Annotated in this window: 11 protein-coding genes; 7 read left to right on the top strand and 4 right to left on the bottom strand. The window is 60.9% G+C overall.

The window, feature by feature from the left end:
• Window positions 1–246: 246 nt before the first annotated feature.
• The gene (locus tag BLU01_RS22825; protein WP_092279729.1) at window positions 247–981 is read right to left on the bottom strand and encodes a thioesterase II family protein; all 735 of its coding nucleotides are present in this window, start codon (window positions 979–981) and stop codon (window positions 247–249) included.
• Window positions 982–1,113: 132 nt separating this feature from the next.
• Here BLU01_RS22825 and BLU01_RS22820 point away from each other — a divergent pair, with 132 nt between their 5' ends.
• Window positions 1,114–2,247: a cupin-like domain-containing protein gene (locus tag BLU01_RS22820; RefSeq protein ID WP_092279727.1), complete on the top strand. Its 1,134-nt coding sequence runs from the start codon at window positions 1,114–1,116 to the stop codon at window positions 2,245–2,247.
• Between the two features lie 51 nt (window positions 2,248–2,298).
• Here the strand turns inward: BLU01_RS22820 and BLU01_RS22815 are convergent, their stop codons facing one another.
• Window positions 2,299–3,471 (bottom strand): MFS transporter, encoded by a 1,173-nt coding sequence (locus tag BLU01_RS22815; RefSeq protein ID WP_092279725.1) that lies wholly within the window; start codon window positions 3,469–3,471, stop codon window positions 2,299–2,301.
• A gap of 175 nt (window positions 3,472–3,646) precedes the next feature.
• On the opposite strand from BLU01_RS22815, the gene BLU01_RS22810 reads away from it, so the two are divergent.
• The 4 genes from BLU01_RS22810 to BLU01_RS22795 all read left to right on the top strand — a co-directional run bounded on the left by BLU01_RS22810 (window position 3,647) and on the right by BLU01_RS22795 (window position 7,762).
• Entirely contained in the window at window positions 3,647–4,447 is an 801-nt protein-coding gene (locus BLU01_RS22810) for a glucose 1-dehydrogenase (RefSeq protein ID WP_092279723.1), read from the top strand.
• Complete coding sequence (locus BLU01_RS22805) at window positions 4,440–6,266, top strand: glycoside hydrolase family 15 protein (RefSeq protein ID WP_092279721.1); 1,827 nt, start codon at window positions 4,440–4,442, stop codon at window positions 6,264–6,266. Before BLU01_RS22810 ends, BLU01_RS22805 begins: the two co-directional genes overlap by 8 nt.
• An 88-nt stretch (window positions 6,267–6,354) precedes the next feature.
• Complete coding sequence (locus tag BLU01_RS28110; RefSeq protein ID WP_231987102.1) at window positions 6,355–6,744, top strand: hypothetical protein; 390 nt, start codon at window positions 6,355–6,357, stop codon at window positions 6,742–6,744.
• A gap of 115 nt (window positions 6,745–6,859) precedes the next feature.
• Window positions 6,860–7,762, top strand: coding sequence for an alpha/beta fold hydrolase (locus tag BLU01_RS22795; RefSeq protein ID WP_167370445.1), 903 nt, complete (start codon window positions 6,860–6,862; stop codon window positions 7,760–7,762).
• On the opposite strand, the gene BLU01_RS22790 is transcribed toward BLU01_RS22795, so the two are convergent.
• Window positions 7,731–8,714 carry a GlxA family transcriptional regulator gene (locus BLU01_RS22790; RefSeq protein ID WP_092279717.1) on the bottom strand — a complete coding sequence of 328 codons (984 nt, stop codon included), beginning with the start codon at window positions 8,712–8,714 and terminating at the stop codon, window positions 7,731–7,733. The genes BLU01_RS22795 and BLU01_RS22790 overlap by 32 nt on opposite strands.
• Window positions 8,715–8,805: 91 nt before the next feature.
• Between BLU01_RS22790 and inhA the strand changes: the two genes are divergently transcribed.
• On the top strand, window positions 8,806–9,489 hold the full coding sequence (gene inhA, locus BLU01_RS22785) for an isonitrile hydratase (protein ID WP_092279715.1): 684 nt from the start codon (window positions 8,806–8,808) through the stop codon (window positions 9,487–9,489).
• Window positions 9,490–10,195: 706 nt separating this feature from the next.
• Here inhA and BLU01_RS22780 read toward each other — a convergent pair.
• Window positions 10,196–10,684, bottom strand: coding sequence for an SRPBCC family protein (locus BLU01_RS22780; RefSeq protein ID WP_092279713.1), 489 nt, complete (start codon window positions 10,682–10,684; stop codon window positions 10,196–10,198).
• 337 nt (window positions 10,685–11,021) lie between these two features.
• Between BLU01_RS22780 and BLU01_RS22775 the strand changes: the two genes are divergently transcribed.
• Window positions 11,022–11,423, top strand: coding sequence for a lysozyme inhibitor LprI family protein (locus tag BLU01_RS22775; protein WP_092279711.1), 402 nt, complete (start codon window positions 11,022–11,024; stop codon window positions 11,421–11,423).
• The last annotated feature ends 140 nt before the right edge of the window (window positions 11,424–11,563 follow it).

The raw sequence follows: 11,563 nt of genomic DNA, 5'->3' as shown, positions 1-11,563 counted from the left end.
TTCTTAGCATCCGGATCAGTAGGCAGGAAGCACAAAGGCACGTCGTCCCTATAAAACGAATGCAGACCGGAAAAATTAGCGAATGAGAATAAGTGTCAGGAAGGTGATGCGCGGGGATGTGCTGAACATGCAAAACCCTGTAGGAGTGAGCCTGCTCGCGATGGGGTCCACACAGGCAACATTCATGTTGACTGCAAGGTCGTCATCGCGAGCAGGCTCACTCCTGCAAAGGCTGATTCAGATAAGTCAGGCGCTGGTGGCCATGGCGTGGCGGCGATGGTGTACGTCCAGTTGATCCTTGATCACTCGCAGCACCTTGGCCTCGTGCTCATGAATAAAGAAGTGGCCGCCGGCGAGCATGTCCACCGAGAAACTGCCTTGGGTTTCCTTGCTCCAGCCGATCAATTGTTCGGTGGTGGCCTTGTCGGCCTTGCCGCCGAGCACGTGCACCGGGCATTTGAGCAAGGGCCGCTGAACCGGCTGGAAGCGCCCGCACAAAAGAAAATCGGCGCGCAGCACCGGCAAGGTCAGGCTCATCAATTCTTCATTGGCCAGCACTTCTTCGCTGGTGCCATTGAGCGTGCGCAGTTGCTCGATCAGCTCGGCATCGGTCTTCGGTTCGGCAAATCCGCGATCATAATCGGCGCGCATGGTTGGCGCCGCCGTGCCCGAGGCGAACAGCGCCACCGGTTCCGGGCATCCGAGCGCGCGAAAGGCGTGGGCCAATTCGCACGCCATCAGCGCGCCGAGGCTGTGGCCGAACAAGGCATACGGGGCTTTCAAGGTCGGGCGCAATTCCCTCGCCAGTTGCATCGCCAGCGCCCGCATGTCGGTGTGCAACGGTTCGTCGAACCGCGCGCCACGGCCCGGCAGTTCGACGGGTTGCAATTGCAGCCATTCCGGCAATTTGCGCCGCCAGCGGCTGTAGACCATGGCGCTGGCGCCGGAATACGGCAGGCACAGCAGGGTCAGTTGGGTCACCGTGGGCTCCTCGAAAAGATGGGTCTACCCAAAGGAACGGCCCGACGCCGACGGGAATTAGTCACGGCGGGTTAAATTTCCCCCGCAGGCGCTCGTCCCCTCATCAGACCAAAACCAACAAGAGTGCACGCTGTGGACCTGCAGACCATCCTGGGCAAACTGTTCGCCAATGCCGGCGCTGTCGGCATCGAAGGGGTTTTTCAATTCGTCTTCGGCCCGCATCACGCGTACTGGTCCGAGGTCAAGGCCAGCAGCCGCACTGAAACCGGGCGCCATCCCAGCCCCGACGTGACCATTGAAGTGGCGCAAGACGACTTTCTCGGAATCATGGGCGGCAGCGTCAACGTCGAGGAATTGTTCGCCAGCGGTCGCCTGAAAATCGGCGGCAACATGGGCCTGGCGACGATGCTGCCGCAGATCATCGACCATGCCCGGCATGGCGGCGCCGTCGCGCAAAAAGTCGATATGAACAAACGCTACCCGACCCCGCCGCGCCTCAGCGAACGCCTGACCGCCAGCCTGCCGATCCAGCGCACCGTTGAACGGCGCCCGCGCAGTGAACTGTCGAAAGACCAGTTCGACAGCGACTATTTGCCCCACGGCATCCCGCTGGTGATCAGCGACGCTTTACAGGACTGGCCGCTGTTCAAGCTCAGCCGCGAAGAGTCGCTGGTGCATTTCGCCGAACTGCAAGGCATCACCCGCCACGGCGATTATGTGAAGAAGACCTTTTCCACCGAACGCGATTTCCGTTCGACGTCGATGGCCGAGTTCATCGCTTCGCTCGACAGCCCGGCGGTCAAAGGCGCGAATGACGAGCCGCCGGCGTACATGGGCAACAACATCCTGCCGGCGCAATTGCTGCAACAAATCAAGTACCCGCCCTACTTCGATCAATCGCTGTTTATTGCGCCGCGCATCTGGATCGGCCCCAAAGGCACGCTGACGCCACTGCACCGCGACGACACCGACAATCTGTTCGCGCAGGTCTGGGGCCAGAAGACGTTTACCCTGGCCGCGCCGCATCATCGCGAGGCGTTGGGCACTTGGTCCACGGCGCCGCAGGGTGGCCTCGATGGTTGCGATTTCAACCCCGATGCGCCGGACTATCAACGCTTCCCCACCGCCCGCGACGTGACGTTTTTGCGGGTGACGCTGGAGGCCGGGGATTTGCTGTTTTTGCCCGAGGGCTGGTTCCATCAGGTGGAATCGGTGTCGACGTCGTTGTCGGTGAATTTCTGGGTCAATTCGGGGCGCGGCTGGTAACTGCGCCTGAAACCTGTGGGAGTGAGCCTGCTCGCGCCTACAGGTGAAACTTCATTTCAGATGACGGAAGCTTTGGATCGCCGAGCCAAGCACCACCGCCCCGGCCGCGATCGCCACCCAGAAACCGCTGCGCGCGCCGAATGCATCCACCAGCCACCCGGAACTCGCCGCGCCAATCGCCACGCCGATGCTTAGCCCGGTGACCAGCCATGTCAGGCCTTCAGTCAGTTTCGCCGGCGGCACGATGCGCTCGACCAACGCCATCGCCACAATCAGCGTCGGCGCAAAGAACAATCCGGCGACAAACACCGCCAGCGACAATCCGAAAATGTTCGTCGCCAACAACAACGGCAACGTGGTCACCGCAGTCATCACGCCGCCATACAGAAACAATCTCGGCAACGGCACTTTCGAGCGCAACGCGCCAAACGCCAACCCGGCCAGGCACGAGCCGATGGCGTAAACCGACAGCACAATGCTCGCCGCCGCCGGTTGCCCCTGCTGCTGGGCGAACGCCACCCTGACCACATCGATCACCCCGACGATGATGCCCATCGCGGTCATCAACAGCATCAGCAAGCGGATTTCCCCAGAACGAATGATCGAACCCATGTGGTGAGTTTCATGCGCATGCACTGGCGGTTCGGTGCCGCGTTGCAAGACAAACGCGGTCACGCCAATCGCCAGCATCAGCAACGCCGCCAACGGCCCGGCCTCGGGAAACGCGACCACGCACAGACCGACCGACAGCGGCGGGCCGACGATGAAACATACTTCATCCAGCACCGATTCCAGCGCATAAGCGGTCTGCAATTGCGGCTGGCCGCGATACAGCTCGGTCCAGCGCGCGCGGACCATCGCCGACATGCTCGGCATGCAGCCGGCCAGGGCGGCGAAGACAAACAGCGTCCAGTGCGGCGCCTGCAATCGGGTGCAGAGCAACAGCAGCAACAGTGCCCCGCCACCCACCAGCGCCGACACCGGCAAGATCCGGCTCTGGCCATAACGGTCGACCAGCCGCGACACCTGCGGCGCACAAAACGCCGTGGCCAAGGCAAACGTCGCCGCCACCGCACCGGCCAAGCCATAGCCGCCCTTCAACTGCGCGAGCATGGTGATCAGGCCGATGCCGGTCATGGAAATCGGCATGCGCGCGATCATCCCGGCCAGCACAAACGCACGCGCGCCGGGCGCCTGGAACAGTTCGCGGTAAGGGTTTGCCATGGAATGCGGGCCTCGATTCGGGCCTGCAAGTTGCCATAAGGCGGTTGGCGGGGAAAGCGTGGAATTGTTGGCGGAATGTGAAGGCCCCATCGCCAGCACCGTTACCGCACAAATGAACTCTCAGCCCACCCCGTCAGTCAGCTACTTAGGCCCTCAACTCAAGGCGCTAGCGCTCATGCAGATTTCCCTCGATCAACAAGTTGCACTCGTCACCGGCGCCAGTTCCGGCATCGGCGCTGGCGCCGCGAAAGCACTGGCCGCGGCCGGTGCTGCGGTGGTCATCAACTACAATTCCCAGGCTGAACCGGCCGAAGCACTGGCCAGACAAATCAATGACAGCGGTGGCCGCGCCATCGCCATCGGCGCCGATGTCTCGAAAGAGGCCGACGTCGAACGGCTGTTCGCCGAGACCCTCAAGGCCTTTGGTTTCCTCGATATTCTGGTGGCCAATTCCGGCCTGCAAAAAGACGCGAACGCCGTGGACATGAGCCTCGACGACTGGAATAAAGTCATCGGCGTCAACCTCACCGGGCAGTTCCTTTGCGCCCGCGCGGCGTTGCGGATTTTCAACCAGCAAGGTGTTCGCCAAGGCGTGTCGCGCGCCGCAGGCAAAATCATCCACATGAGTTCGGTGCACCAGCGCATTCCGTGGGCCGGACACGTCAATTACGCCGCGTCCAAGGGCGGCGTCGACATGCTGATGCAAACCCTCGCGCAAGAAGTCAGCCATCAGAAAATCCGCATCAACGGCGTCGCGCCGGGGGCGATTCGCACGGCAATCAACCGCGCGGCCACCGAGGGCGATGCCGAGCAGAAACTCCTCGAACTGATCCCTTACGGTCGCGTCGGTGACGTCGAGGACATCGCCAACGCGGTGGTTTTCCTGGCCTCCGATGCGTCCGACTACATCGTCGGCACAACCCTGTTTATCGACGGCGGCATGAGCCTCTATCCGGAGTTCCGTGGCAATGGCTGATCATCATTCCGAACGACAAAGCGCCATCGACGCCCACGGCATCATTGGCGATATGCGCAGCGCGGCGCTGGTCAACGACAAGGGCAGCGTGGATTTTTTCTGCTGGCCGGAATTCGACAGCCCGTCGATATTCTGCTCGCTGCTGGACACGCCCGAAGCGGGGATTTTCCAGTTGTCCCCGGATTTGCCCGATGCGCGCCGCGAGCAGATTTACCTGCCCGACACCAACGTCCTGCAAACCCGCTGGCTGAGCGATCACGCGGTGGTCGAAGTCACCGACCTGCTGCCGATCGGCGACAACGAAGACGACTTGCCGCTGCTGATGCGCCGAGTGCGCGTGGTCAGCGGCACGGCGACCCTGCGCATGCGTTGCGCGGTGCGCCATGACTACGCCCGTGCAGCGACGACGGCGCAAATGGACGGCGACGACGTGGTGTTTACAGCGCCGGACCAGCCGTCGATGCGCCTCAATTCCGATCATCCGTTGACCCTGGATGGCGCTGCCGCGACTGCCGAATTCACCCTTGAACAGGGGCAAAGTGCCGCGTTCCTGTTGGGCGCCATCGACGATTCGCGCTTTCAGGAAGGCGCCGCCCAGTTGTGCATCGAGCGCACGCTGAAGTTCTGGCGTGACTGGATCGGCCAGTCCAACTATCGCGGACGCTGGCGCGAAATGGTCAACCGCTCGGCCCTCGCGTTGAAACTGCTGACCTCGCGCAAACACGGGGCAATCCTCGCCGCCGCGACTTTCGGCCTGCCGGAAACCGCGGGCGGCGAGCGCAATTGGGATTACCGCTACACGTGGATCCGCGACGCCTCGTTCACCGTGTACGCGTTCATGCGCCTGGGCTTCGTCACCGAGGCCAACGCCTACATGAAGTGGTTGCGCGGACGCGTCAGCGACTGCAATGGCAGCCCGATGAAGCTGAACATTCTGTACGCCGTCGACGGCCGTCAGGAACTGCCGGAAACCGAGCTCACGCACTTCGCCGGGCATGGCGGAGCGAAACCGGTGCGCATCGGCAATCAGGCTTACGAGCAGGTTCAGCTCGACATCTTCGGCGAGCTGATGGACGCGGTGTATCTGGTCAACAAGTACGGCGACGCGATTTCTCACGAAGGCTGGCAACACGCGGTGCAAGTGGTCGATCAGGTCTGCGAAACCTGGCAGCAAAAGGACGTCGGAATCTGGGAAATGCGCGGCGAGCAACATCACTTTCTGCACTCGCGATTGATGTGCTGGGTGGCGCTGGACCGGGCGATTCGCCTCGCCTCGAAACGCTCGCTGCCGGCGCCGTTTGCACGCTGGGACGAAACCCGTCAGGCGATTTATGCGGACATCTGGGAAAACTTCTGGAACGAAGAACGCGGACATTTCGTGCAGTACATGGGCGGCACGGCGCTGGACGGCTCGATGCTGCTGATGCCGCTGGTGCGTTTTGTCAGCGCCAAGGATCCGCGTTGGCTGGCGACGCTGGAAGCGATCCAAAAAAGCCTGGTGCGCGACGGCATGGTCTATCGCTATCGCAACGACGATGCGCAGATCGATGGTCTGGCCGGCACCGAAGGTGCGTTTGCGGCGTGTTCGTTCTGGTACGTGGAATGCCTGGCGCGGGCCGGACAGGTCGAAAAGGCGCATCTGGAGTTTGAGCAGTTGTTGCGGTATGCCAATCCTCTGGGGTTGTACGCCGAAGAGTTCGACAGCCATGCGCGGCATCTGGGCAATACGCCGCAGGCGTTGTCGCACCTGGCGTTGATCAGCGCGGCGAGTTTTCTCGATCGCAAACTGAGTGGTGAGAAGAGCTCCTGGCAGCCTTGAATCGGGTCTGACGGAATCAGCTGTTGTCGGAATATTCGCTTTTGCGAGAAGGTTTTGTCGCAGTAATGCCTGCCGGCGATCAACAGAAATGGGCGTTATCGGCGAAACCAAAGGGTTGTCTAGGGTTGCAGCTGTTTCGGTTAAAAAAACTGCTGCCGTTGCCCTGGCAACCCTGCGTCCGGCACCGGCAAATACCTTGTTGCCAGCTGTTACATCCGCCCCTAACATTCACCGTCAACGGGTACAGCGGAGCTGTCCAACAAAACCCGAATGCGTGAGCCGCAGCCTGAAAAAACTCGAAAAGTACGGATCGCTGAAATACCTGGCGCAATGGCAAGGCTTGCGCGGGGAAGATCTGGACATCGATCTGACCGTGGAAAAAGCACTGACCTGCTCGCGGACCAAAATGGTGGTGACGTTCACGCCGGACCGCACCAAGTATTTCAACCAGATGGCCGAGGCAGAAGCCCAGAGCTGACGCAGTTTTTTGCGGTGCAAAAATCCCGCTGTGGCGAAATACGTACCTGTGGCTGTGTGGGACGGTTTCATCAGCATGAATGTTTTTGCCGGTGCCCATTTTCAGGAGTTCTCTCGTGACCCAGTCGCCAGCCGTCCACTACGTTGAAACGCCGCACCTGAACATCGCTTACGAACAGCACAGTCCTACGAATGGCGAGCCAATCATTCTGCTGCACGGTTTCCCCTATTCGCCGCGCGGTTACGATGAAGTCGCCCCGGCCCTCGCCGCCCAAGGTTATCGCGTCATCGTCCCGTACCTGCGCGGCTACGGTCTGACCCGGTTCAAGCACCCGGACACGCCGCGCTCCGGCCAGCAAGCGGCGCTTGCGCAGGACTTGCTGGACCTGATGGACGCCCTCGCCCTCCCGCACGCCGCGCTTTGCGGCTACGACTGGGGTGGACGCGCGGCATGCATCGTCGCGGCGCTGTGGCCGCAGCGGGTTCGCTGCCTGGTCACTGGCGATGGCTACAACGTGCAGAACATTCCCGGCTCGATTCGGCCGCTGGATCCTGAGACCGAGCATCGGCTCTGGTATCAGTATTATTTCCACACCCCGCGCGGCGTCGAAGGCTTGACCGCGAAACGCCGCGCGCTGTGCGAACTGCTCTGGCGCCTGTGGTCGCCGACCTGGGCGCGCAACGCCGAGCGTTATCCGTTGAGCGCGCCGGCCTTCGACAATACCGATTTCGTCGAAGTGGTGATTCACTCGTATCGGCATCGCTTCATGTATGCCCCCGGCGATCCGGCGCTGGAATGGATCGAAGATGCGCTGGCCAGACAGCCGACCATTGGCGTGCCGACGATTTCCCTGTGCGGCGCCGACGATGGTGTGGGACCGGCCCCGGAGCAGGACGAAGACCTCGAGCATTTCACCGGTCAATATGAGCGCCGGGTTTTGGCGGGCGTCGGCCATAACATTCCCGAAGAAGCGCCCGAAGCGACGATCAAAGCGCTACTGGATCTGCTGCAAGGCTGACACTGAAGCGTTCGCGATAGGCTTGCGGCGTCACACCGATGGCACGCAGGAAGCTGCGGCGCAGGGTTTCTTCGCTGCCAAAGCCGCATTGCGCGGCGACGCGTTTGATCGCCACGCCGGTGTCGCTGAGCAAGCGGCGCGCGGTCTCGACGCGGATCAGTTCGATGGCGCGCGCCGGGGTTTGACCGGTGTCGGAACGGTAATGGCGGATGAAGCTGCGTTCGCTCATGCCGGCCTGTAGCGCCAGGGTGGCGACGCCGAGGTCTTTGGTCAGATTTTCGCTGATCCAGGCATGCAGTTCGTCGAAGCGATTGCCTTCCTGCTGCAGCGCCAGCGTGACGCTGAATTGTGATTGACCGCCCGGACGCTTGAGGAACACCACCAATTGCCGCGCAACGTCGAGGGCCATGGCGCGGCCGAGGTCTTCTTCGACCATCGCCAGCGCCAGGTCGATGCCCGCGGTGACGCCGGCGGAGGTCCAGATCGGGCCGTCGTTGATGAAGATCGGGTTGGGCTCGACGCGCAGCTGCGGATGTTTTTGCGCCAACTCATCACAACGCGTCCAGTGTGTCACCACGCGCCGACCGTCGAGCCAACCGCTGGCCGCCAGCAAAAACGCACCGGTGCACACTGACGACACGCGGCGGCAACGCGATGCGTGTTCACGCACCCAAGCCACCAGCGGCTGATCATCGGCCGCAGCGTACACACCCCAACCGCCAGCGATGATCAACGTATCGCTGGGGGCTGGCGGCAATGGCTCGGCCAACAGCGCCAACCCAGCGGAGGACATCACCGCCCCGCCACCGCTGGCGATCACCGTCGGCGCGTACGGCGCAGACAAACCCTGTTGGCGCGCGATGTCGTTGGCCGAAGCAAACACCTGCAACGGCCCTGTGACGTCGAGCAGTTGCACATTGGCGAATGCGAGCACATGGATGGCTTTAGGCATGATTGGCGGGATTCGTGGGGTAATTGGCGGATGCGCCAAATCCTACGAGCCTACAGTGAAGCCGTCCACCCCCAACTCAGGAGAAAATGCCATGGCGCTGCAGATCGGTTTTTTGCTGTTTCCGCAGGTTCAACAATTGGACCTGACCGGGCCGTATGACGTGCTGGCCTCGCTGCCGGACGTGAACGTGCATTTGATCTGGAAGGACCTGATGCCGGTGACCGCGAGTACCGGGCTGGTGCTGAAACCGACCACCACGTTCGACGATTGCCCGGCGCTGGACGTGATCTGCATTCCCGGAGGCGCCGGGGTCGGGCCGTTGATGGAGGATGAAGCGACCTTGGCGTTTATCAACACGCAAGCCGCCAATGCGCGTTATGTGACGTCGGTGTGCACCGGCTCGCTGGTGCTCGGCGCGGCAGGCCTGCTCAAGGGCAAACGCGCGACCACGCACTGGGCGTATCACGATTTGCTCGGGACCTTGGGCGCGGTGCCGGTGAATGAGCGGGTGGTGCGCGACGGCAATCTGCTGACGGGAGGCGGAATCACCGCCGGCATCGACTTTGCCCTGACCCTGGCCGCCGAACTCTTCGACGAGGACACTGCGCAGGTCATCCAGCTGCAACTGGAATACGCGCCGGCCCCACCTTTCCAGGCCGGCAGCCCCGACACCGCGCCGCACACTGTCGTGCAAGAAGCGCAGCGGCGCGCGGCACCGTCGTATCAACAGCGTAAAGCGATCACCGAACGCGCAGCGGCCAGACTCGAGATTTGAATAGGGCTGAACCGGGCTGAACTGGCATGACCTGGCCTGGCCTGGTCTGGCCTGGCCTGGCCTGTGGGAGCGAGGCTTGCCCGCGATGAACGATGACGCGGTGTTACAGGCAAACCGCATCATCGTTCTTCGCGGGCAAGCCTCGCTGCTACAAGAGACGGGTTTTCCATGGGCGAAAAAAAACCCGCCTAAGCGGGTTCTCAAGACCATCGCGACATCCTGTCGGCAGCCATCCTGGCTAATGGTCGATCATCCATGATCCTGAGCACTTCCTGTGCTTCAGTTGATCGATCCAGAATAAGTGCTTCGCGGCAGGTTAAACAGACGACATACCCGCACCTGCGTGTAAGCGTTTGACCATAGGCAGCAAAATCGCAGTTTTCGACAGACCAAAAAAAACCCGCCGAAGCGGGTTTTTCCCAAGACCATTACGACTCCCTGTCGGCAGCGTGTCCTTGCTTATGGTCGATCATCCGTGATCCTGAGCACTCCCTGTGCTTCAGTTGATGAGGCTAGATTACGCTTCGGATCCAATGCGCAATAGACGACATAGCTACTAACGCGTGTAAGACATTCGCTATAGCGACCCTTCCGCAAACCCTTAGGCGACTAGGGCATCAAGCCTGCAGGCGTTGATTTACAAGGCTCTCAGCTATGCATTGGTCGCCATGACCGCCCCACCCACCTAGAACCCAACCGCAGCCAATTAATCGCCCTGCTGTTCAAGAATCTTCGCGGCGGGTTCCAAAAATTCTTCAATATTGCTCATCTGCTCATCCCAGCCACGGCTGTCCATGCGGAACGCCTTGAGCCGGCGATTTTGCGGAATATGGTCAAAACCGGATTCAGTCACCTTCAGCAACGTGCCGTTATCCATGTCTTCGAGCTCGAACAGCACCAGCGTGGTCGGCTCTTGGGAATAATCGACGTCAGGCTCGACCGCATACGGGTGCCAGCGAAACGAAAACACCCGCTCCGGCTCGACGCGCTCCACCAACACATTCCACAGCAAGTGCTCATAACCGGGATAGGTAATCTGCCCCTGCGTCCACTCACCCGCAACAAAGCGCTTGCCCTCAAGCGCCACGCCAAACCACTGGCCAAACGCCTCGGCATTGGCCACCACGCGCCAGACTTGCGAACGCGGCGACTTGAGCAAAATCTTCCTTTCGATGCGATCTGATGCTGGATTCATAAGTCACCTCCTGTAAAGAACAGTAGGCCTGTAAGACCACAAGACCAACCCTAAAGTTGTATCAAGCACGGGAGCAATCGCTAAGACCTGAAACAAGCGGCTGCGTTTGCGTGCGCAAGTTGTGCTTTGAGGCTTTGAACGCGAACACATGGCTTCACCTGAAGACGCTTTTCTGTAGGAGTGAGCCTGCTCGCGAAAGCGTTGTTTGAGTCAACCCATCCATCAACTGACAGGCCGCTTCGCGAGCAGGCTCGCCCCTACAGGCGCGGTGTTGGATGATGGACTTTCGCTTCGCTACACTGCACTTCAACTTTTCAGATCATCACGAGGTTCTTCCATGCACTTACGCTTCCTCCTGGCGCTGACGCCATTGTTGTTCAGCACGTTTGCGCAGGCTGTGGACTGTGACAATGCGACCAATCAGGGCGATATGAATCGCTGCGCGGCCGAGCAGAATAAAGCGGCGGACAAGGAGCTGAATGCGCTGTACCAGCAAATAACCAAACGCCTGAAAGACAACCCCGACGCGAAGAAGCTGCTGGTCGGCGCGCAACGTAACTGGGTGGCGTTTCGTGATTCCGAGTGTAAGTTCTCGGCGTCCGGGGTCGACGGCGGCAGCGTTTATCCGCTGATTTACAGCAATTGCACGACGGACCTGACCCAGCAGCGGGTCGAGGCTTTCAAGCGTTATTTGAAGTGTGAAGAAGGTGATTTGAGCTGCCCGGTGCCGGGGGTTTGAGATTGCGGGGGGGCTGATGGCCTCTTCGCGTGCAAGCCTCGCTCCTACCGGTTTGGTGTCGTTGCATCAACCCGCAAATTGTAGGAGCGAGGCTTGCCCGCGAAGGCTTTCTACCTGACAACCAGGAATCTAAACCTGCC

The organism is Pseudomonas prosekii, from assembly GCF_900105155.1.
GTDB classification, from domain to species: domain Bacteria; phylum Pseudomonadota; class Gammaproteobacteria; order Pseudomonadales; family Pseudomonadaceae; genus Aquipseudomonas; species Aquipseudomonas prosekii.
Note: the sequence above shows the minus strand (reverse complement) of the source record. Positions and strands in the feature narration are given on the sequence as shown.